A 21,597-nucleotide genomic window follows, 5' to 3' on the forward strand; every position below is an offset into this window, starting at 1 on the left:
ATGTTTTTTACAGATTAATGAGCTCCGGCAACTAATACGTAACCAAAAAACTCTCTGAATGATGGGGGATTATCGACTGTTCCACGTTCGGAAATTAGTCGAATATTAATGTTATTATTTTTTGCTTTGACTTTAAATTCATCTAAATATTCAATAATATCATAATCTAAAATTCGTGTTTTACGAACATCTAATTCAAGATTAGAACCAGGTTTCAAACCATCTAATTCTTTTACAATTGCACCGCGGTTTACAAACGTTACCTCCTCAGCAAAATTCATATGGAAAACATTTCCTTCTTTCACCAACATTACGTGCGAGTTATTGTAAGATTTGATTAAGGAAACCACTACACCAACAATAAGACCAATGATGATACCCTTTAATAAATCTGTTGCCAAAATTGCAATAACTGTTACTGCGAACGGAATTAACTGATCTTTTCCTAATTTTTTCATATCCAAGAATTGTTTCGGATTACCTAATTTGTATCCAATAACCAATAGGATAGAGGCTAAAACCGCATTTGGAATTAAATTTAAAAACATTGGAATAGAGATCACACTCACTAATAATAAAACACCGTGCGTAATTGTAGAAAGTTTTGTAAGCCCGCCACTCATTGCATTTGCAGATGAACGTACAATAACTTGCGTAACAGGTAAACCTCCAATTAAACCAGCTAATGAGTTTCCGACACCTTGTGCAATCAATTCTCGATTTGTAGGTGTTTGACGTTTTAAAGGATCTAATTTATCAGTTGCTTCTACAGATAATAAAGTCTCTAATGATGCTACAATTGCGATGGTAAATGCAACTTGCCAAACCATAGGATTTGTTAATCCAGAGGCGAAATCGGGCATAGTAAATTGTCCTAAGAAATCTGAAACACTTTCAGGAACAGGAACTTTTACTAATAAATTGTGGTCGATAGAAAATACTTCGTGGTTGGTATCACCAATTGTAACTTGGTACAAAATACCCACTAATACAGCTACTAATGATCCTGGTAATAATTTGAAAAAGTTTGATTTTTTTCCTAAAATATTGTCCCAAACAATCAAGATAAATAAAGAGATTGCTGTAATAATAATCGCTCCTGGTGTGATAAAATCTAAACTAAAATTACTAAAACTAAATGTTTCTGTATATCCTAACGCTAATGGAATTTGTTTCAAGAAAATTGAAATACCAATCGCACATAACATTCCTTTAATCACCGAAGATGGAAAGTAATAACCAATAACTCCGGCTTTTAGAATACCTAGTAATATTTGAAAAATTCCGGCGATAACAACCGCGACTAAAAATAGTTCGTAAGCACCCAAATCTGTAATAGCAGTTAATACAATAACGACCAAACCAGCAGCTGGACCAGAAACACCAATTTGAGATTTAGAAATAAGACCAACAACAATTCCTCCTACAATTCCCGCAATAATTCCGGCAAATAAAGGCGCACCACTGGCCAACGCAACACCTAAACATAAAGGCAATGCAACGAAAAAGACAACAATACTCGCAGGTATGTCCTTTTTCCAATTTTGAAAAAGATTCATAATAGTTTTAAAATGAATTATTTAATAATTTGAAATGATAAAAATAAATTTGCTATCCATTCAATAGATTTGAATAGGATGATGCAAAAAATCAATTAAAAAATTAAACTAATTCTGGAGGTGGAGTTGTCACACCATTATCTAAAGATGCATATGCATTAGAATGATGAAAATCCGAATATGTAATTTGTTTCACATTAAAAAATGTAAACAATTTTATTTCGTGGAAATAATGTATTTTTTCTGTAATTTCGCTCGAAGAATTTTTCTGATTATTTTCTTCTTCAGTTGAAGTTTGAGAAAACAAAGCTTTTTGATCATTGTCAGAAGAATCTTTTTTGTCTTGTTGCTCCATTCTCATCTGATAATCTACATAACCCGCCAACCCTTGCATGTTCGTACTGAACACCAAAAGAAGCGTGAAAAAAATTCCAATGCTATGTTTTATCAGGTAGTCTTTCATTATGTCACAAAAATATATTTTAATTTTTAATTACAAAATAGAGAACATCATTTTTAATAAATATTTATCATTTTATTTTATGACGCTTAACAATGTTTATTGATTTTAAATATTGTCTAGATATAAAATTGATATCATAAATCATTTTTACTCAATTTTTTTAAGAATAAATTTGCAAAAAGTTAAATTTTGAGAAAGTATATAAGTGTAATGTTTTTAGTTGCTTTAGTTGCAACTACTTTCGGGCAAGGAAAAAATAATAAAGGTAAATTTTATGTTTATTGGGGTTGGAATCACGCGCAGTATACAAAATCAGATATTCAGTTCAAAGGAGATGGATACGATTTTACGTTAGATAATGTAGCAGCTCATGACCGTCAAACTTCTTTTGGAATCAAGTATTTCAATCCAAGTTCTATGACGATTCCGCAATATAACTTCCGTTTAGGTTACTTTGTTTCGGATAATTGGAATATCTCTTTCGGGATTGACCACATGAAATATGTGATGGATCAAGACCAAGTTGTAAAAATGAATGGTCACATCAACACAGGTTCAGATTACGATGGAACATATAATAATGTTGATCAAAAATTAACAGAAGATTTCTTAACGTTTGAGCATACAGATGGTTTGAACTATGCTAATTTAGAGGTTCGTCGTTTTGATAATATTCAACATTTCCCAATCACAAAAAATGGAAAAGGAATCGATGTTAACGTAACAGCTGGTTTGGGAGCAGGGATTTTATATCCACGTTCTAACGTAAAATTGATGGGTAACGAACGTTATGATGAGTTTCACTTAGCAGGTTTTGCAACAGCTGCAATGGTTGGGATCAACTTTACTTTTTGGGATTATTTCTTTGTACAAGCCGAATTAAAAGGTGGATATGCTAACTTAAGTGATATTCGTACAACTGCAAACAAAGCTGATAAAGCAAAACAGGATATTGTGTTCTCTCAACAAAATTTAGTTTTTGGAGCAATTATTCCAGTTTTTACTCATAAAAATAAGTTAAACTTTTAATTAAGTAGTTTAATATAAAATATATAGCCTAATTTTAAGAATCGATTAGACGATTTGAAAAAAATTATTAGCGGAGACATCATTTAAGTACAATTTGTACTGGATGATGTCTTTTTTTAATTATAAATTTTACCTTTCTCGATAAAGAATTGTTACTTTTACAATTATTTAGATTTGAAATTAACATGAATAGATTTTCTGTATTAGTCGCAAGTATCTTGATATCGACAACAGCAATGGGACAAAAAGTAATGACGCCAGAACTTCTTTGGCAAGTAAAAAAAGTAGCTCCAGTTGGAGTAACGAAAGATCAAAAAAATCTGATTTACAAAGTAACTTCTACTAACGTAAAAACACAAGAAGATACATCGAAAACGTATATGATTTCGTTGGCAGGAGGAAAAGCTTCGGAAATCGAAGATTATAAAACGCTTTTGGCTGATGAATCGTTGAATAAATCTCAACAATATAAAGCAGAAACTGATAAAGTTAAATTACAAAAGGTTTTTGGTTCTGATTATTATCCAGAAATGGACAAATCGAATGTGCAGATTTATAATGAATTAAATTACAGACATTGGGATACTTGGAATGATGGAAATTACGATCATTTATTTGTGTCAGAAAATAAAGAAGGTTCAACTAAAATTGATGTTTTAAAAGACGAACCATATTCTGTTTCAGAATTTGTTTGGACACCAGACGGAACAAAAGTTTTGTATGTTTCTAAGAAAAAATTCGGAACAGATTACGCATTAAGCACAAATACAGATATTTATCAATACGATTTAGTAACGAAAACGACGAAAAATATCACGGAAGGAAAAATGGGTTATGACAATACACCAAGTTTTTCTTCTCAAGGAGATTTTGCGTTTTTGAGCATGGAACGAGATGGTTACGAAGCAGATAAAAATGATTTAATCGTTCGTCGTGGTGATATCGAAATGAATATTACAAAACATTGGGACGGAACCGTACAAGGTTATAAATGGAGCAATGATGGTAACAAAATTTATTTCAATGCGCCAGTAGGAGGAACAATTCAATTATTTGAGGTTGATGTAAACTTCAAAATGAGAAAAATGCCTTTTATCAAACAAATTACAAAAGGTGATTTTGACATTGCAGACATCAAAGAAATTGTTGGTAATAAAGCAATTGTTACAAAAACAGATATCAATCACGCTGCAGAAATTTATGTGGTTGATTTAAAATCTGGAGCATTAACGCAATTAACAAACGAAAACAAAGAAATCTTTGATAATATTGCGTTGAGTGATGTAAAAGCACGCAAAATTAAAACAACAGACGGAAAAGAAATGCATGCGTGGGTAATTTATCCGCCAAATTTCGATCCGAATAAAAAATACCCAACTTTATTGTATTGTCAAGGTGGACCACAATCAGCTTTAACACAATTTTATTCTCCTCGTTGGAATTTCCAATTAATGGCAGCACAAGGGTATATTGTAATTGCGCCAAACCGTCGTGGAATGCCAGGTCATGGAGTAGAGTGGAATGAGCAAATTTCTAAAGATTGGGGAGGACAAGTAATGCAAGATTATTTGGCTGCGATTGATGATATTTCGAAGGAATCTTATGTAGATAAAGATCGTCGTGGTGCTGTTGGTGCGTCTTACGGAGGGTATTCTGTTTATTATTTAGCAGGTATTCACGAAGGTCGTTTCAAATCTTTTATTGCACATAATGGTGTTTTCGATTTGAAATCGATGTACGGAACTACAGAAGAAATTTTCTTTACAAACTGGGATGCTGGTGGCGCTTGGTGGGAAACAAATAACAAAGCTGCGCAAAAAACGTACTCTAAATTTGATCCAAGTAGTACAGAATTAGTAAATAAATGGAATACGCCAATGTTAATTTATGTTGGAGGTCATGATTATCGTGTGCCAATGGGACAAGGGCAAGAGGCTTATCAAATTTTACAATTGAAAGGAATCAAATCTCGTTTTATTTATTTCCCTGAAGAAAATCACTGGGTGTTAAAACCACAAAATTCTGTGATTTGGCATACAGAATTTTTCAAATGGTTAAAAGAAACCTTGTAATTCAATTGATTTATAAATCATAACTATAATTTAAAAGTGCAATTTCTATAGAAATTGCACTTTTTTTATTTCTTTGAAAATCAATGACAATATCTAATAAACGAATCAATTATTTTTTTAAATTTTGTAGAGTAGAATAATCGTTGTAAATTCAAAAACATAAGTCAAAACCCAATTTATGAGTAAGGATAATAACAAAATATATTTTTCGAATAGCCCATTTACAAACGGACACAAAGTAATAGATTTTGTTTGGAGTGCTCGCCTTGATGAAAATTTTGACCTTTGGATGGATCTTCATTTAGAGTCAGATAATTATGACGAAGAAGAGGAATATAAAGATGATTTGGATGAAATAGATGACATTTCTGAAGAGAATGCCGAAAAGCAACTTTGGATTAATTATGATCATGCTATCATCTCGAGTACATATTGGAACAATAAAGGGATAAAGATCGAAAATGATGCGCAATTAGATTTTAATCAACTCAATAAAAAAACATTCGAAATTGATCCTCTTCCAGTAAATCTTGACGAGTCAGAAAATCTTGCTTTTGGTATTTCAATGTTAGGTAATGACACGGTTGCTCAGCACGAAATTACGTTTTTAGATACAGAAGAATTTGGTGTTTTTGATATCAAATGGAAAGGGAAAATTGCTAATACTTATTTAGGAGAAACCGATTTTAATTACGATTTTTATGTCTATATGAAGAACATAAAATTTAATGGAATTAAAGTTCATCCATCGTTAGAAAAAGAAAAAGTTACAACATTTTTTGAGAAAAGTTTAACTCATTTTAATGATTTCGAATTAGTAGATACCGATGAATTAGAGTTAGAAAACTATATTCTGAAAATTAAAAGACAAGAAGATTAAAAAATAAATTTACCTTAGATTCATAATTACACTCCTAAACCATTTATATGATCAACCAAATCATCAAAAATTGTGAAGACGAAGAAATTCAGTTTCTCAATGAAATTCAACCTTTTGGATATTTGATAGGAATTCATAAAAATTCGCATCAAATTGAATTTTTTTCTCAAAATATTGATGAATTATTTGAAATTTCTACCGAAAAGATATTAAGCCAACATATTAATCAACTTCATGATTTTGAGCTTGATTTTGATGAGATTTTGAATTTAGAACAAGGTGAATTTTACCGAACTAATACAAAAGTTAATTCAAAAACCTACCATTTAACAGTTTATCATTTTGATGAATTGATTTATTTAGAGTTAGAAGAATTAATTATTTTAGAAAACAGATTAGCCTATTATAATTTTTCTGAACAAATCCTGTACTCTAAGTCTATAAGCTCAACTTGGGATTTGTTAATTTCGTCTATCAAGAGTTTGATTCATTACGAGAGAGTAATGTTGTATAAATTTTTGGAAGATGGTAGTGGCGTTGTTATAGCGGAAGAAATTGATAAGGGATTAGATTCTTATATGGGTTTGCGTTTTCCCGAATTTGATATTCCTAAACAAGCACGTCAACTATATTTAGAGAAAAAAAGCCGTTTGGTTGCAGATGTTGACAGTAAAAGAATCATTTTAATTGGTAATGAGAATTATCAAAAAATAAACTTGATGTACTCTTCTGTTAGAGCACTTTCTCCTATACATCTACAGTATTTACGCAATGCTAATTGTGAAGCAAGTTTCTCTATTTCTATTGTAATTAACGAAAAATTGTGGGGAATTGTAGCATGTCAGAATTCTAAGCCAAAATTTATTCCAAATCAAGTTCGTTTGCAAACCGAATTATTGACGCGTCAAGCAAGGTTGACTTATGTGAATTTTAAATCAACTGAACGATTAAAGTTCCAAAATCATTTTAACGAAACAGCGATTAAGCTGAAAGAAAATCTTTTAACGGAAGAAAATCTTCAGCAATCAATGAACAATAATCTAAAAGAGGTTCTTAATCTTACAAAGGCAGATGGGATTGCATTGGTTAATTTTGACGATGTTTTTGTAGAAGGCGAAACGCCAGATAAAGAAGAAATTTTGAGAATAAAAGAATGGGCATTTAAAAGAAACTCAGCACGTTTATTTACCTCGAATACTTTTTATCTAGATTATGGACAAGAGCTTAGGCTTAGTCCAAGTTCGGCTGGTGTAATGTTTTGTTTTCTAAATCAAACTTACGAACATTTTATTATTTGGTTCAAAAAAGAACAAATTCAAACCTTAAATTGGGCTGGAGAACCAAGTAAAATTAAAAATGTAGATGTTATAAATGGCGATGAAATACATAGTTTTTCTCCTCGAACTTCTTTCAAAATTTGGCAAGAGAATATTAAGAGTAAATCGTTTATTTGGTTAGATAAGGAGAAATATGTTGCGAAAGAAGTGATTAAGTTAATTATAGAAACACTTCATTTGCAGTCGTTCAAAATTCATAGTTTATATGAACAATTAAAAGAAATAAATGACGAATTAGACTCGTTTACTTATACAGTTTCTCATGATTTACGTACACCATTATCGGTGATGAAATTGAATTGTCAGATGCTTCAAAGAAGTTTGAAGGATGATGAAATTAAAAATGATCGATTAAAAAGTGTTATTGAAGAAATTGATCGAATGACACAAATGATGCAGGATCTTTTGGCGTTGAGTAAAGCTAAAAAATCAGAAATTGTATTGTCTACAATCGAAACAAAACCAATCATAGAAAAGATTATACATGATGTTTTGTTGTATTATAAAATTAACAATACTGAAGTTGTTGTAGAAGAAATACATAATGTTTTGGGAGATAAAACGATGTTTTATGAGGTTTTTCTGAATATTATTGGTAATGCAATAAAATATTCCTCTCAAGCAAAACATCCAAAGATTGAAATATCATCTGAAATCAATAATAAAGAAGTTATCTTCAAAATAAAAGATAACGGAATTGGTATAAAAGAAGAAGATTATAATAAAATGTTCAAGCTATTTAGCAGAATGTCTAACACTGGAAACATTTCTGGAAACGGAGTTGGACTTTCGATTGCGCATAGAATGATGGATAGAATGAATGGTGGTATATCTTTTGAGAGTAGAGTAGGAGAAGGAACAACTTTTATATTAACATTTAAAAAAAATCTAACGAATGCTATCTGATTATTTAAAAGAAAAAACAGCGGTTTATCACAAAGAAATTGAAGATAAATTAGAGTCGAATAAATTGTTTAACAGCACATTTACAGATAAAAATTACTATAAAATGTTGCAGGTTAATCATATTTTTCTAAAATCTTATGAAGATTCTATCAAACAATTTTTGAATGACAAAGATTTAAAAAATTTAACGTTGACAAAATTGAATAAATTGTCTTTGATTGAACAAGATATCAATGAGTTAGGTTTAGAAGAATTGAATGTACCAAAACAATTCGAGCTTCGAAATAGAGCCGAAGCAATTGGAGCTTTGTATGTGATAGAAGGTTCTATGCTTGGCGGAAATGTAATTGCAAAAACACTGAAAAAGTATCCTTTTTTAGAGAATAAAAGTTTCAATTATTTTGGACATTACGGCGAAAACCTTGGTCAAATCTGGAAAACTTTTATTGGTTATATTAATCAAGAATTTACAACTGAAGAAGAGCAACAACAAGTTTTTGAAGGGGCAAAAAAAGCCTACGAAGATTTGATAAGTTTTGCTTAGAAAAAATATTTTTAAATAAGACCTCTTTAGTTTCGACTAAAGAGGTCTTATTTTTTTATGAAGTAATTAAAATTATTGATTAGATTAATTATATTAGTAATTAATAAAAATAGTGCATTTTACTTTTGTTTTTCCATTTAGCTTGACTTTCATATAATCAAGTGTAAATTATCCTAACCAAGATAAGACTATTTTATCAGATTATTAACTGTCAATCCAATCATCAAATGATCGGTATGAGATGCTTTAAGACTTTGTAACATATAACCAGCTTCTAAACTAAAAGTTGGCGAAATAACGTAACCAAAGCTTAAACCAAGTCGATTTCTATCAAACGTTTTATCTTTTACAGCTTGTAGAAAAATCTCATCATACGCTTTCAAATACCACGTGTTTTCGATTAATTTGGCATTATTTAGCGGAACAGTTGCAGTCAATTGATAACGAAATCTAAATTGTGTATCATTTTCTAAAAAGCGTTCTTCGACACGAAAGCGATGCGCGAAATTAAAACGTTGTAAAGCATGTTTTGTATTGAATTGTTGATACAAACGATGTTCGTGACTATGAGCATAATCGTCTGTAGCAGTAGGAGTTCTGTTTTGAATGTAGGCGTAACCAGCTAAAATTGTATTGTTATTTTCGGTTAAGTTGTAACCAATTCCTCCACGAATCAAAAGTTGTTGTAACTGATCTAAATCTTCGTACGAACGATATTGTATATCCGACTGAAAATTAAAATCTTTATTGATTTTTTGATTGATATTTAAGGTATTCCAAGTTCTAAAATTACTTTCTTGTGCATGCACACCGAAGTTGGCTAAAACAATAAAACAGGCTAATATTTTCTTCATTCATTCAATTTTAACGAAAAATAAAAAAAGACACGAAAACGAATCGTGTCTTTTGTCATTATAAATTAAATTTATTTTGTTACATTTTCACTTTTGGTAGAATATCTTTTCCAAAAATTTCGATAGATTTCATCATATCCAAGTGATTTGGCGCTCCCACGTCCATGTGTGCAGAAAAACGAGTTAAACCAAACATTTCCTGATATTTCAAAATACGATCAACCGCTAAAGAAGCGTCTCCAACAATCAAATGTCCATTTGTAGAACGTCCATAGTCAAACTGTGGTTTTGTATATTTTGGCCAACCTCTACTTGCTCCAATTCTATTCATTTGTGCACCATAAATTGGAAAATATTCTTCTGCAATTTTTTCGCTATCTTCTCCAAAAAAAGAGTGCATGTGAACGCCAATTTGCATCGTTTTAATATCATGACCATTTTCGATATAAACTTGTTTATAAATTTCGAACAGATAGTTAAAATCAGCAGGATTGCCTCCAATAATCGCGAAAATAATAGGTAAACCTAATGTTGCAGCACGTACAATTGATGATTTTGTTCCGCCAACAGCAATCCAAATAGGTAGTTTTTCTTGCACAGGCTTTGGATAAACACTTTGATTAATAATTGGCATTCTAAATTTTCCGCGCCAATTGATTACTTCGTTTTTATTTAAATCTAAAAGTAAACGAAGTTTTTCATCAAAAAGAGCATCGTAATCGTTTAAATCATAACCGAAAAGAGGAAAAGATTCGATGAATGAACCGCGTCCAGCCATAATTTCAGCACGACCATTCGATAAATTGTCAACACTAGCAAAATCTTGATACAACTTTACGGGATCTGTAGAACTGATGACAGAAACGGCACTTCCCAACTTAATATTTTTTGTAACTGTAGACAAAGCAGCCAAAATAATTTCTGGAGAAGAAACTGCGTAATCAGGACGATGATGTTCTCCAATTCCAAAGAAATCTAATCCAATTTCGTCCATTAATTTTACTTCTTCTATAATCTCACTCATACGTTGTTGAGGAGTTTGTGTATAACCAGTTTTAGGATCAATATGTAGATCGCCAAACATTCCTATTCCTAATTCCATACTATTTTAGATTTAGTCAAATTTACGTATAGAATTTTAGATTTAAATTGATATAGGATAGTTAATAAAAGATCAAATTTGTATATTTAATGTTATATATTCTGTTATGGAAGAATTTTTAGCGAAATCGATTCAAAATGAATTGATTTTAATTTGTATATCGATTATAATTGGCGTTTTGATCGGTACGGAAAGAGAATATCGCAACAAATCTGCCGGTTTACGAACATTCATTTTAGTTAGTTTTGGTTCCTGTTTGTTTACAATTCTTTCGATCCGAATTGGAGTAGGAAATCCTGATCGATTGGCTGCAAATATCATTACGGGAATTGGATTTTTAGGAGCCGGAGTAATTTTTAAGGACGATAATAAAGTTGCAGGGATTACGACCGCAACTACTATTTGGGCGACTGCATCGTTGGGAATGTGTATTGGAGCGGGGTATGTTTATTTAGGTTTATTGGGAAGTGTTATCGTTTTGATTATTTTGGTTGGATTAACTTATCTTCAAAATTATATTGATGATTACCATAAAATTAAATATTATACAATTCTGACAAAGTCGAAAGAGGAATATGAATATTGTCAAACATTATTTAAAAAATTTGATTTAAAATTTTCGGTTGCTAAGCAACATGCTACAGATGGAAATGTTTCTACAACTTGGTTGGTTAGAGGTAAAAGTAAACAACATAAAATGTTGATGAAGCAATTATTAGATGATAAAATTATAAAAACCTATCAATTTTAATTAGCATGAAAAACCTAACAGATGACAAAAATATTTGGTTAGATGAACCAGAAAATCATGATTTTACTGCTGCGCAAGATTATTTGGAATTAATTTTTAAGCCTGAAATAGCTGCTTCGCTTGCAAATAAATTATCGGAAGCCAAAACAATAATTAAAAAATCCAAAGACATTTTCAGAGCGAGTAAATTGAGTTTACTTCCTTTGGAGAATAGGCATGTTCAAGAGAATTTCAAAAAAAATAAAAGCAAATAAAAAGCTTTCTCCAATTTTGTTGGTAAGATCTGCGAACGAATTAATCATTGCAGATGGTTATCATCGCTTGTGTTGTAGTTATTATTTGACGGAAGATTTGGACGTTCCTTGTCGATTGATTTATGTCGAATAAAAAAGTGAAATCAAATCTTGATTTCACTTTTTTATTATCTAAATTCTATCCGTGTATAGCTTCTTTATTTCCGTAAGATTGAATCAAATTTCCTTCAAAATCCAACCATTCTTTCCAACGTTTGTCCACATCAACATCAGTTGAAAGTTTTCGAGCAAAATTTAAGAAAGTTGTGTAATGATTCGCTTCCGAAACCATCAAATCATAGTAAAACTTTGCTAATTCTTCGTCGTTTATATTTTGAGATAATGTTCTGAAACGCTCACAACTTCTTGCTTCAATCATCGCTGCAAATAATAGACGATCAACAAAAGCCATATTTCGAGAACCATCTTTTTTACAAAATTTCATCAATTGACCAACATAATCATCTTTTCGCTCGCGACCTAATTTGTATCCACGACGCTCGATAATTTCTACAACCATTTTGAAATGTTGCATTTCTTCGATTGCAATATCCGACATTTCCTGAATAAATTCGTCATGTTCAGAATTATACGCAATCATGGTAATCGCGTTTGTCGCCGCTTTTTGTTCACACCACGCATGATCTGTTAAAATTTCTTCTAAATTTCTTTCCGCAATATCAGCCCAACGTGGGTCTGTCAAAAGTTTTAATCCAAGCATTTTTCGAAAAATATTAAGTCCAAATTTACGAAATTATATTGTTTAAAGATTGAATGTGAAAAATCGTCTATTAAATGATTTTCTTTTCAATCATTTCTAATATCACATCCGATGCATGTTTGAAAGTTGGTGCTTGTTCCGTCAAACTTGCTGCATTTTTTTTGTTCACTTTAAAAATCAAATCTTTTTCAGTTGTAAATAATAAAGCATTTGTAAATGGATTTTTGATGTAAGAACTCAAAATTAAAAAAGTCTGTTCAACACTATGAAATTGCTCAACTTCTTCGGTTTTATAACGAAATGTGAAGGCAAAATTGTACTCATTATTTTCTAAAAGATGTAAACGAACAAATATATTTTTAAGATCAGTATCTCCAATAGTTTTGGCCATTGTAAGTTTTGCAAAAGTTCCTTCTTTGATACTTGATTTTACTTGCCCGAAAAATTCTTCAAAAACAGTTTGATAAGACATTTTATATAATTTTAGCTGCAAATTTACATTAAAATAAGCCAAATTGGGTGTATAATATTTAATCTTCCAATTAAGAAACAGAAAGTGTAATTTTGTGGGATGAAAAAACTTTTAATCATTGGTCAAGTTTGGCCAGAACCAACTTCTTCTGCGGCAGGAACTCGAATGATTCAGTTAATTGATTGTTTCCAAAAAGCTGAATTTGAGATAACTTTTGCCTGCGCTGCTTCAAAATCTGATTATAGTTTTGATTTGATTTTGAAAGGAATAAAAGAAGTTGTAATTCAGTTAAATGATGAAAGTTTTGATAATTTTATTAAACAATTAAATCCTGAAATTGTTCTTTTTGATCGTTTTATGATTGAAGAACAATATGGTTGGCGAGTTTCGAAAGAATGTCCAAATGCATTGAAAATTTTGGACACAGAAGATTTACATTTTCTACGAAATGCGCGACAAGAAGCAGCTAAAAAAGGAATAGAATTTACAGAAGATTTATTGTTTTCTGATTTAGCAAAACGAGAAATAGCGTCTATTTTACGCTGTGATTTATCGTTGATGATTTCGAAAAAGGAAATAGAAATTCTACAAAATCAATTTAAAATTGATGAAAAAATCTTGTATTATTTGCCTTTTTTAGAAAATGAAATTACAGAAGAAAAAATTAATTCTTGGAAAAGTTTTGAAGAAAGAGAATATTTTATGTTTATCGGAAATTTTATTCATGAACCTAATTTTAATTGTGTTCAGACCTTAAAAAAAGAAATTTGGCCAATTTTGAGAAAGAAACTTCCGAAAGCTGAATTACATATTTATGGTGCTTATGCAACGCAAAAAGTTTTGCAATTAAATAATCCTTCCGAACGATTTTTGATCAAAAGTAGAGCAGAAAATGCGCAAGAAACGATGTCAAATTACAAAGTTTTGTTGGCGCCGATTAATTTTGGCGCTGGTGTAAAAGGAAAGTTTGTGGATGCAATGCAAACTGGAACTCCTTCGGTTACGACTACGATTGGAGCAGAAGCAATGAAAGATAATTTTGATTGGAATGGTTTTGTAGAAGATGATTTTGAAGCGTTTGTGGAGAAAGCTATTTTGCTTTACAATAATGAGAAAGAGTGGGAAATTGCTCAACAAAATGGAATCAAAATTCTGAACGAGAATTACAATAAAAATAAATTTGAAGCTGATTTTTTAGAGAAAATTAAATCGATTGAAGCAAATTTAATCCAACATCGAAATCAAAATTTTATTGGTCAAATTTTGCAACATCATCATCATCAAAGTACAAAATATATGTCACTTTGGATTGAACAGAAAAACAAAAACCTTTCGAAATAGGGTGGTTTTTGTTGATTATTCTACTTTGAAGCTATTTACAATTTTGACAAAATCGCTTTTCATTATTTCTTGATTTTCGAAACTGCAATATTGTAAAATCTGATAGACAAATTCTTTCGTTTCGATTACAGTTTGCAAGAAATAAATATGTCCAGATTCGGGATCATTTGTTTCAAATTCGGTATAAGCATAATTGAATCCCTGTTCGTAGGCAACATAAGGTTTTTTGATATAATTAAACCCTTTTTGTGTTTTATATGGCTCGATAGAATTTAGCGTATAATCAATCATATCCAAATTAGAATCTGCCAATTTTAATTCATCTTTGTGTTCAAAAATCACAAATCCATACGAATTCGGCTTTGGAGCAAGACTTTCAAATTGAATAGTTGCATAATCATTTAACCCAACTGTACGCTGAAAATCTTTCGGGATAGTTAACGCAAATGATTCAGCTCCATGTATTTTCTGTTGAGCAAAAGCGGTAATATATGTAAAAAGAGAGGCGATGAATAACAATTTTTTCATTGGATGAATTTAGATGACGAATATAAAAAAAGCCTTGATTATCCCAAGGCTATAACGTTATTATTTAAAATAAATTGTTTATTTCGTTGAACAAGAATTATTTCCTGATTGACAAGGAGAAGCTCCTTCTACAATTTTAACACCTTCAACTTCTTTTATTTTACCAAAACCTCCAGCAACGTCAATTAAATTTTCGTAACCGCGAGCACGTAAAATAGACGTGAAAATCATTGAACGATATCCTCCTGCACAATGTACCAAATAGGTTTCTTCTGGATCGATTAATTTCATTGATTCGTTGATGAAATCTAATGGAGCTGTAATTGCACCTTCTACGTGAGAAGTTTCATATTCACCTGGCTTACGAACGTCCAAAATTTTTAATTCAGTTTCATCAACTAACTCTACAAACTCTTCTGGAGAAACCGAAACAATTTCATCGAAATCTTTTTCAGCTTCAGCCCAAGCTTGGAAACCATTGTTCAAAAATCCGATTACATTGTCATATCCGACACGAGCCAAACGTGTTACCGCTTCCTCTTCTTCACCAATTTCTGCAATTAACAAAATTGGTTGTTTGATATCTGTGATTAATGTACCAACCCAAGGTGCAAAATTTCCTCTAATTCCAATATTGATGGAGTTTGGAATAAATCCAGCTGCAAAAGTTTGAGGATCGCGAACATCTAAAATTAACGCATTTGTATCTTCCGCAACTTGAATAAATTCGTCTGGAGATAAAGCTTTGTTCGCACGTTCTTTCACAACATCCAAAGATTCAACACCTAATTTATTCATCATCACATTTTCTGGAAAATAGAATGGAGGAGGCATTAATCCTGAAGTTAATTCAGTAATAAATTCTTCTTTTGTCATAGTAGGATTCAAAGCATAATTCACTTCTTTTTGATGTCCTAACGAATCAAAAGTTTCTTTACTCATGTTTTTTCCACAAGCAGAACCCGCTCCATGTGCAGGATATACGATAATATCATTAGCCAAAGGCATAATTTTGTTTCGTAAAGAATCAAATAAATAACCAGCTAATTTTTCTTGTGTTAAATCTGTATTTAATTTTTGAGCTAAATCTGGACGACCAACATCATCAATAAATAAGGTATCTCCTGTAAAAATTGCATAATCTTTACCGTTTTCATCTTTCAATAAATACGTTGTACTTTCCATCGTGTGACCTGGCGTGTACAAAGCTGTAATAGTTATATTTCCTAAAGAAAAAACTTCGCCATCAGTTGCGATATGTGCATCAAAATTTGGTTCTGCAGTTGGACCATAAATAATTGTAGCACCAGTTTTTTGAGCTAAATCTACATGTCCAGAAACGAAGTCTGCATGAAAATGCGTTTCGAAAATGTATTTGATTTTTGCATTGTCTTTTGTCGCTTGATCGATATAAGATTGTGTTTCTCTCAATGGATCAATAATTGCAACTTCACCATTGCTTTCTATATAATAAGCACCTTGCGCAAGACATCCGGTGTAAATTTGTTCAATTTTCATAAGAATGATTTAGTGTGTAAAAATACAAATATTTAAATTTAGAATTTTCCTCTGATGGATGAATTCTGATACTTTTCTTCTATTTAAACTCAAATAAGATTGATAGTTAGCCTAAAATTTATGAATGAAATCATAGGTTATTTGGCAATCTTTTTTAGATTAATAAATAATTCAGTTTTTGCTCTTGGCGGAATAGAATTGTAACAATTTTCCATGACTTTGAAATCAAAATAATCGTTGAAATACGTCTGATATTCAGTTTTATTACCTCCAAAAGGTGGCGTGTCATTTCCGAATTCTCTGTTAAATAATACACCAACTAATTTTCCGTTTTCGGCTAATAGTTCATTCATTTTGATGCTATAATTTTGACGTAATTTTGGATCTAACGCACAAAAAAAAGTTTGCTCTAAAATCAAATCAAACTCACCATCTAACTCAAAAAAATCTTGATGAAGAACTTTGATATTGGGATTATGTTTAAATTTTTCTTTGATTTTTTCAACTACAATTTCCGAAATATCAATCAATGTAATATTTGTAAAACCTTGTTCCAAAAGGTATTCTGCTTCGTAAGCATTTCCACAACCAGGAATCAAAATACGGATATTTTTATCTTCTAATTGATCGATATACTCTTTTAGCGGAGTAGAAGGAGCTTTTAAATCCCAACCAGTTTGATTTGTGGTGTATTTATCGTTCCAAAAATTTTCGTTCAGTTCCATACTTTAAATTATTGAATTATAAATTCTTCGATGAACATAAAAATTGCCATTAAAATAATAAAGATAGCAAATGTTCGCTTTAGAAATTGTACTGGTAAAAATTTGTTGATGTAGGTTCCGATAAGAATTCCAACCATAGAAATTCCAATGAAAACACTCAAGAAACTCCAATCAATTTTGATGTGTAAAGCATCACCAATAAAAAATCCGATAAGTGAATTGATGGCAATAATTACCAATGAAGTTGCCGAAGCTCTTTTCATATCTAATTTTGCAACCATCATCAATGCTGGAACAATCAAAAAACCACCACCAGCACCAACCATTCCTGTTAATCCTCCGATTAAAAATCCTTGAATAAATAAAACAGGATTTAACTTATTATTTTTCTGATCAACTTCTACATCTTTCTTACCTTTTAACATAGAAATAGCGGCGAAAACCATCAGAATAGCGAATAAACCAAACATTGCCATTCGGCGTGTGACGATAAAATCGCCTATAGCAAATAAATTAGTTGGTAAGGCAGGAATTAAAAATGCGCGAACCAATGTAATTCCAACAACAGCTGGTAAACCAAATTGAAAAACAACTTTCCAATCAACCATTTTTTGCGAAGCTTGCTTTATTCCTCCAATCAATCCTGTCGATCCAACAATGCATAATGAATAAGCAGTAGCAATTTTTTCGTCGAAATGAAAAATATACGCTAAAATAGGAACGGCTAAAATAGATCCACCACCACCAAGAACTCCCATAATTAGACCGATGAAGAAGGCGCCTACAAAACCAAAAAACTCTATAAAATCCATTTTTTTTCTCTCGATTTATACAAATCTATAGCAAATACAACAACAATTACTATAGGTATATTATGAAATATTGTTGTAAATTAATACAAATGCCTACTAAATCAATAGACGTATATTATTTTACTTTTTTTAATTATTATGCAAATTTGGTGTAACATTTTCAAAAAAACTGCTACTAATGTTACATAAGCATAATAGATAAAAACTTAAAAAATACTAAATGAAGAAAATTTTTATGTCTATCTTATTTGCAGGATCAGCATTATTTGGTCAGCAAATAAAATTTGATGAGTATACTCTAGCAAACGGATTGCATGTTATCCTTCATCAAGATAATTCTGCTCCAGTTATTACAACAGGTGTTATGTATCACGTAGGTTCGAAAGATGAGCAAGTTGGTAAAACAGGTTTTGCACACTTTTTTGAGCATTTATTATTTGAAGGAACAGAGAATATTAAGAGAGGTGAATGGTTCAAAATTGTTTCTTCTCATGGAGGTTCTAACAATGCGAATACAACAACGGACAGAACATATTATTACGAAACTTTTCCATCAAATAATTTAGAATTAGGATTATGGATGGAATCTGATCGTTTGCGTCAACCAATCATCAATCAAATTGGCGTCGATACACAAAAAGAAGTTGTAAAAGAAGAAAAACGTTCTCGTTTAGACAATCAACCTTATGGTAAATTTTCGTACGGAGAAGCGGTTAATCCTCATGTTTTCAAAAAACATCCTTACCGTTGGAGTGTAATTGGTTCTTTTGAGGATTTGAGTAATGCAAAATTAGACGATTTCAAACACTTTAGTCAAACTTTTTATGTGCCAAATAATGCTGTATTAGTTGTTGCGGGTGATTTTAATAAAGACGAAGCAAAGAAATTAATTGAGAAATATTTTGGTGTAATTCCAAGAGGAAAAGATGTTGTGAAAACTGTTGTGAAGGAAGATCCAATTACATCAGAAATTCGTGCAACAGAATATGATGCAAATATTCAGATTCCTTTATTGGCGATTAATTATCGTACGCCAGATAACAAATCAAAAGATGCTTATGCATTAGAAATGTTATCAAGCTATTTAACAGGTGGAAAATCATCAGTTTTATATAAAAAATATGTTGACGAGAAAAAAGAAGCATTACAAATATTTGCTTTCAATCGTCAAATGGAAGATTACGGAATTTATTCAATCGGAATTTTACCTCAAGGAGAAGTTTCTTTGGATAAATTAGAAGGAGATTTACAACAAGATATAGAAAAAGTTCAAACAAATTTGATTTCTGAAGAAGATTACCAAAAAATCTTAAATGGAATTGAAAATAGTTTTGTGGCTTCAAAATCGGGTGTTCAAAACATTGCACATGCTTTAGCGGATGCTTATATGTTGGGCGGAGATACAAATAAAATCAACGAAGAATTGAAAGTTTATCAATCTGTAACAAGAGAAGATATTCGCAATGTTGCTAAAAAGTATCTAAACAAAAACCAACGTGTAATTATTCATTATTTACCAGAATCTAAAAAAGCTGCAAAATAAAAAACAACCGAATTATGAAAACAAAAATATTATCTCTTGCAATCGCTTTTATGGCAGTTAGCTTAAATGCGCAAGTGGCGATTCCAATGCCAAAACCAGGTCCAGCACCAACGGTTAATTTAGGAAAATCGAACGAATTCAAATTAAAAAATGGTTTAACAGTTATCGTTGTTGAAAATCATAAATTACCACGAGTTTCTGCGACATTAACAATCGATAATCCTCCATTTGCATTAGGTGCAAAAAAAGGAGCAGAGTCTTTGTTAGGCGAAATGTTGGGAACAGGAACAAAAACAAAATCCAAAGATGATTTCAATAAGCGTATTGAGTTTTTAGGTGCTCGCGTTAATTTTTGGGAAGAAGGAGCTTCTGCAAGTTCTTTGACTAAATACTTTAACGAGATTTTTGGTTATATGGCTGATGGAGCTATGAATCCAAACTTTACTGAAAGTGAATTTGCTGATGTTAAAAAACGTTATATCGAAGGTTTAAAAGCTGACGAAAAATCTGTAGAAGCTGCAGCATCTCGCGTTTCGAATATATTAGTTTACGGAAAAAATAATCCTTTCTCAGAATTTGATACACCAGCCCAAATTGAGAAAATTACATTGCAAGATGTGAAGGATTACTACAATACTTACTACAAACCAAACAATGCTTATTTGATTGTTGTTGGAGATATTTCGACAAAAGATGTAAAAGCATTGGCGGAGAAAAACTTTGATTCTTGGCAAACAGGAAAATTAAATATTCCAGCATTTCCAAAAGTAGAAGAAGTTACAAAAACGGAATTAAATGCGATTAATATGCCGAATGCAGTGCAATCTGTGGTTTCGGTTTCGTATCCAGTTCAGTTGACAAAGAAAGATCCAGATTATTATGCAGCGTTAATTGCGTCATCTATTTTAGGAGGAGATTTCAATTCAAAATTGAATATGAATCTTCGTGAAGCGCATGGTTGGACATATGGAGCACGTGGTGGAGTTTCTGATTCTCGTTACGTTGGGCGTTTCAATACAAATGCGACAGTTCGTAATGAAGTGACGGATTCTGCTATAGTTGAGACGATGAAAGAAATCAAAGGAATGACGTTAAACAAAATCGATCAACAAACGTTGAATGATGTAAAAGCGAAATTCTTAGGAAACTTTATCTTGACTTTAGAAAGTCCTTCTACGGTTGCTAATCAAGCTTTAACGAAAAAGACAAATCAATTATCAGATAGTTTTTATGCAGATTATATCAAAAATATTAATGCTGTAACAATTGATGATGTTTTACGAGTTTCGAAAAAATATTTCCGTCCAGATCAAGCAAAAATCAATGTAACAGGGAAATTAGAGCAAATTGCGCCAGCTTTAGAAAAGTTAGGTTACCCAGTTAATTATTACGATTCTTTTGGAAATAAAACTGATAAACCAACATCTGGTGCAAAAACTACAACCGTTACTGTCGCTCAAATTACAGATAATTATTTCAAAGCTATTGGTGGTGTGGACAAAGTGAAAGCTGTAAAATCGATTGCTCAAAAAGGAAAAATTGAGACGATGGGTAGAAATGGCGAATATACATCTAAATCTGCTGCGCCTAATAAAACTTTTGTAGGTTATAATATTGGAGGTCTTATTATTAAACAAATTTTTGATGGAGAGAAAGGATTTGTTTTTCAAGGACAAAAGTTTGATTTACCAGCTGAAATGACAGCTCCTTTAAAGAAAACAAATTCTTTGTTTGTACCATTGTCAGAAGGGTATAAAACAGCTAAAGTAGAAGGAATCGTTTCTGAAAACGGAGTTGAATATTACAAAGTTGTTGCTGCAGATATTTCTCGTACAGATTTTTATGATGTAAAAACAGGTTTGTTAATGAAATCTGAGCAAAAAATGAAATCTCCACAAGGAGAAATGGTTGCGACGACGACAAATAAAGGATATAAAACGTTTGAAGGTATTTTAATGCCAACAGAAATTTTAACAGAAGCTGGACCTCAAACAGCTAAAATAGTAATTGAATCAGTAGAAATTAATAAAAACGTTTCTGACGCAGATTTTAAATAACAATTCTTTTAAATATTTTTCAAATTAAAAGGCAATTCGTATTTTTCGGATTGTCTTTTTTTATGTCACTGTCCCGTCCTGAAATAGCGA

The 21,597-nt window shown here is 31.3% G+C and carries 20 protein-coding genes; 10 read left to right on the plus strand and 10 right to left on the minus strand.

Features of this window, described 5'->3' with window-relative positions:
• Positions 1 to 14: 14 nt before the first annotated feature.
• Both B3M86_RS03440 and B3M86_RS03445 read right to left on the minus strand, forming a co-directional pair.
• Complete coding sequence (locus B3M86_RS03440; protein ID WP_038333625.1) at positions 15 to 1,559, minus strand: SulP family inorganic anion transporter; 1,545 nt, start codon at positions 1,557 to 1,559, stop codon at positions 15 to 17.
• Positions 1,560 to 1,662: 103 nt separating this feature from the next.
• Complete coding sequence (locus B3M86_RS03445; RefSeq protein WP_291078966.1) at positions 1,663 to 2,022, minus strand: hypothetical protein; 360 nt, start codon at positions 2,020 to 2,022, stop codon at positions 1,663 to 1,665.
• Positions 2,023 to 2,211: 189 nt separating this feature from the next.
• On the opposite strand from B3M86_RS03445, the gene B3M86_RS03450 reads away from it, so the two are divergent.
• From B3M86_RS03450 to B3M86_RS03470, 5 genes are all read left to right on the plus strand, one after another.
• Complete coding sequence (locus B3M86_RS03450; protein WP_236688191.1) at positions 2,212 to 3,051, plus strand: hypothetical protein; 840 nt, start codon at positions 2,212 to 2,214, stop codon at positions 3,049 to 3,051.
• A 185-nt stretch (positions 3,052 to 3,236) separates the two neighbouring features.
• Positions 3,237 to 5,123 (plus strand): S9 family peptidase, encoded by a 1,887-nt coding sequence (locus B3M86_RS03455; protein ID WP_291076159.1) that lies wholly within the window; start codon positions 3,237 to 3,239, stop codon positions 5,121 to 5,123.
• A gap of 178 nt (positions 5,124 to 5,301) precedes the next feature.
• A complete protein-coding gene (locus tag B3M86_RS03460; RefSeq protein ID WP_291060469.1) occupies positions 5,302 to 6,003 on the plus strand; it encodes a hypothetical protein in 702 nt (233 codons plus the stop codon).
• A 47-nt stretch (positions 6,004 to 6,050) separates the two neighbouring features.
• Complete coding sequence (locus B3M86_RS03465; RefSeq protein ID WP_291076161.1) at positions 6,051 to 8,246, plus strand: ATP-binding protein; 2,196 nt, start codon at positions 6,051 to 6,053, stop codon at positions 8,244 to 8,246.
• The gene (locus B3M86_RS03470; RefSeq protein WP_291048121.1) at positions 8,236 to 8,790 is read left to right on the plus strand and encodes a biliverdin-producing heme oxygenase; all 555 of its coding nucleotides are present in this window, start codon (positions 8,236 to 8,238) and stop codon (positions 8,788 to 8,790) included. Before B3M86_RS03465 ends, B3M86_RS03470 begins: the two co-directional genes overlap by 11 nt.
• Positions 8,791 to 8,978: 188 nt before the next feature.
• On the opposite strand, the gene B3M86_RS03475 is transcribed toward B3M86_RS03470, so the two are convergent.
• A complete protein-coding gene (locus B3M86_RS03475; protein WP_286496271.1) occupies positions 8,979 to 9,644 on the minus strand; it encodes a DUF2490 domain-containing protein in 666 nt (221 codons plus the stop codon).
• Between the two features lie 79 nt (positions 9,645 to 9,723).
• Positions 9,724 to 10,746: an LLM class flavin-dependent oxidoreductase gene (locus tag B3M86_RS03480; RefSeq protein WP_219035004.1), complete on the minus strand. Its 1,023-nt coding sequence runs from the start codon at positions 10,744 to 10,746 to the stop codon at positions 9,724 to 9,726.
• A 106-nt stretch (positions 10,747 to 10,852) separates the two neighbouring features.
• Here B3M86_RS03480 and B3M86_RS03485 point away from each other — a divergent pair, with 106 nt between their 5' ends.
• Together B3M86_RS03485 and B3M86_RS03490 are read left to right on the plus strand one after the other, a co-directional pair.
• Positions 10,853 to 11,497: an MgtC/SapB family protein gene (locus tag B3M86_RS03485; RefSeq protein WP_280037384.1), complete on the plus strand. Its 645-nt coding sequence runs from the start codon at positions 10,853 to 10,855 to the stop codon at positions 11,495 to 11,497.
• 5 nt (positions 11,498 to 11,502) lie between these two features.
• Positions 11,503 to 11,751, plus strand: a complete 249-nt coding sequence (locus tag B3M86_RS03490) for a hypothetical protein (RefSeq protein WP_291076163.1) — start codon at positions 11,503 to 11,505, stop codon at positions 11,749 to 11,751.
• Positions 11,752 to 11,929: 178 nt separating this feature from the next.
• Here B3M86_RS03490 and B3M86_RS03495 read toward each other — a convergent pair whose 3' ends face one another.
• Together B3M86_RS03495 and B3M86_RS03500 are read right to left on the minus strand one after the other, a co-directional pair.
• Positions 11,930 to 12,511 (minus strand): tRNA-(ms[2]io[6]A)-hydroxylase, encoded by a 582-nt coding sequence (locus B3M86_RS03495; protein ID WP_115001228.1) that lies wholly within the window; start codon positions 12,509 to 12,511, stop codon positions 11,930 to 11,932.
• 70 nt (positions 12,512 to 12,581) lie between these two features.
• On the minus strand, positions 12,582 to 12,983 hold the full coding sequence (locus B3M86_RS03500) for a hypothetical protein (protein ID WP_219035005.1): 402 nt from the start codon (positions 12,981 to 12,983) through the stop codon (positions 12,582 to 12,584).
• Between the two features lie 99 nt (positions 12,984 to 13,082).
• Here B3M86_RS03500 and B3M86_RS03505 point away from each other — a divergent pair, with 99 nt between their 5' ends.
• A complete protein-coding gene (locus B3M86_RS03505; protein ID WP_219035006.1) occupies positions 13,083 to 14,324 on the plus strand; it encodes a glycosyltransferase in 1,242 nt (413 codons plus the stop codon).
• Positions 14,325 to 14,339: 15 nt separating this feature from the next.
• On the opposite strand, the gene B3M86_RS03510 is transcribed toward B3M86_RS03505, so the two are convergent.
• The 4 genes from B3M86_RS03510 to B3M86_RS03525 form a co-directional block, all read right to left on the minus strand.
• Positions 14,340 to 14,852 (minus strand): hypothetical protein, encoded by a 513-nt coding sequence (locus B3M86_RS03510; protein WP_291076165.1) that lies wholly within the window; start codon positions 14,850 to 14,852, stop codon positions 14,340 to 14,342.
• Positions 14,853 to 14,930: 78 nt separating this feature from the next.
• Positions 14,931 to 16,370 (minus strand): MBL fold metallo-hydrolase, encoded by a 1,440-nt coding sequence (locus B3M86_RS03515; RefSeq protein WP_291076167.1) that lies wholly within the window; start codon positions 16,368 to 16,370, stop codon positions 14,931 to 14,933.
• Between the two features lie 137 nt (positions 16,371 to 16,507).
• Positions 16,508 to 17,095: a methyltransferase domain-containing protein gene (locus B3M86_RS03520; protein WP_291067146.1), complete on the minus strand. Its 588-nt coding sequence runs from the start codon at positions 17,093 to 17,095 to the stop codon at positions 16,508 to 16,510.
• 8 nt (positions 17,096 to 17,103) lie between these two features.
• Positions 17,104 to 17,907, minus strand: a complete 804-nt coding sequence (locus tag B3M86_RS03525) for a sulfite exporter TauE/SafE family protein (RefSeq protein ID WP_291067148.1) — start codon at positions 17,905 to 17,907, stop codon at positions 17,104 to 17,106.
• Positions 17,908 to 18,127: 220 nt separating this feature from the next.
• Here B3M86_RS03525 and B3M86_RS03530 point away from each other — a divergent pair, with 220 nt between their 5' ends.
• Positions 18,128 to 19,450: a M16 family metallopeptidase gene (locus tag B3M86_RS03530; RefSeq protein ID WP_291067150.1), complete on the plus strand. Its 1,323-nt coding sequence runs from the start codon at positions 18,128 to 18,130 to the stop codon at positions 19,448 to 19,450.
• 14 nt (positions 19,451 to 19,464) lie between these two features.
• Positions 19,465 to 21,507 carry a M16 family metallopeptidase gene (locus B3M86_RS03535; RefSeq protein WP_291076169.1) on the plus strand — a complete coding sequence of 681 codons (2,043 nt, stop codon included), beginning with the start codon at positions 19,465 to 19,467 and terminating at the stop codon, positions 21,505 to 21,507.
• Positions 21,508 to 21,597 lie beyond the last annotated feature (90 nt).

The sequence above is a fragment of the Empedobacter sp. UBA6305 genome (assembly GCF_002440405.1).
Classification (GTDB): domain Bacteria; phylum Bacteroidota; class Bacteroidia; order Flavobacteriales; family Weeksellaceae; genus Empedobacter; species Empedobacter falsenii_B.

What these genes read in the sequence shown, in the direction of transcription:
- B3M86_RS03460 (WP_291060469.1), top strand. Translation starts at nt 5,302, where the DNA reads ATGAGTAAGGATAATAACAAAATATATTTTTCGAATAGCCCATTTACA.
- B3M86_RS03505 (WP_219035006.1), top strand. Translation starts at nt 13,083, where the DNA reads ATGAAAAAACTTTTAATCATTGGTCAAGTTTGGCCAGAACCAACTTCT.
- B3M86_RS03530 (WP_291067150.1), top strand. Translation starts at nt 18,128, where the DNA reads ATGAAGAAAATTTTTATGTCTATCTTATTTGCAGGATCAGCATTATTT.
- B3M86_RS03490 (WP_291076163.1), top strand. Translation starts at nt 11,503, where the DNA reads ATGAAAAACCTAACAGATGACAAAAATATTTGGTTAGATGAACCAGAA.
- B3M86_RS03475 (WP_286496271.1), bottom strand. Translation starts at nt 9,644, where the DNA reads ATGAAGAAAATATTAGCCTGTTTTATTGTTTTAGCCAACTTCGGTGTG.
- B3M86_RS03515 (WP_291076167.1), bottom strand. Translation starts at nt 16,370, where the DNA reads ATGAAAATTGAACAAATTTACACCGGATGTCTTGCGCAAGGTGCTTAT.
- B3M86_RS03455 (WP_291076159.1), top strand. Translation starts at nt 3,237, where the DNA reads ATGAATAGATTTTCTGTATTAGTCGCAAGTATCTTGATATCGACAACA.
- B3M86_RS03520 (WP_291067146.1), bottom strand. Translation starts at nt 17,095, where the DNA reads ATGGAACTGAACGAAAATTTTTGGAACGATAAATACACCACAAATCAA.
- B3M86_RS03445 (WP_291078966.1), bottom strand. Translation starts at nt 2,022, where the DNA reads ATGAAAGACTACCTGATAAAACATAGCATTGGAATTTTTTTCACGCTT.
- B3M86_RS03465 (WP_291076161.1), top strand. Translation starts at nt 6,051, where the DNA reads ATGATCAACCAAATCATCAAAAATTGTGAAGACGAAGAAATTCAGTTT.
- B3M86_RS03535 (WP_291076169.1), top strand. Translation starts at nt 19,465, where the DNA reads ATGAAAACAAAAATATTATCTCTTGCAATCGCTTTTATGGCAGTTAGC.
- B3M86_RS03525 (WP_291067148.1), bottom strand. Translation starts at nt 17,907, where the DNA reads ATGGATTTTATAGAGTTTTTTGGTTTTGTAGGCGCCTTCTTCATCGGT.
- B3M86_RS03470 (WP_291048121.1), top strand. Translation starts at nt 8,236, where the DNA reads ATGCTATCTGATTATTTAAAAGAAAAAACAGCGGTTTATCACAAAGAA.
- B3M86_RS03500 (WP_219035005.1), bottom strand. Translation starts at nt 12,983, where the DNA reads ATGTCTTATCAAACTGTTTTTGAAGAATTTTTCGGGCAAGTAAAATCA.
- B3M86_RS03495 (WP_115001228.1), bottom strand. Translation starts at nt 12,511, where the DNA reads ATGCTTGGATTAAAACTTTTGACAGACCCACGTTGGGCTGATATTGCG.
- B3M86_RS03485 (WP_280037384.1), top strand. Translation starts at nt 10,853, where the DNA reads ATGGAAGAATTTTTAGCGAAATCGATTCAAAATGAATTGATTTTAATT.
- B3M86_RS03440 (WP_038333625.1), bottom strand. Translation starts at nt 1,559, where the DNA reads ATGAATCTTTTTCAAAATTGGAAAAAGGACATACCTGCGAGTATTGTT.
- B3M86_RS03480 (WP_219035004.1), bottom strand. Translation starts at nt 10,746, where the DNA reads ATGGAATTAGGAATAGGAATGTTTGGCGATCTACATATTGATCCTAAA.
- B3M86_RS03510 (WP_291076165.1), bottom strand. Translation starts at nt 14,852, where the DNA reads ATGAAAAAATTGTTATTCATCGCCTCTCTTTTTACATATATTACCGCT.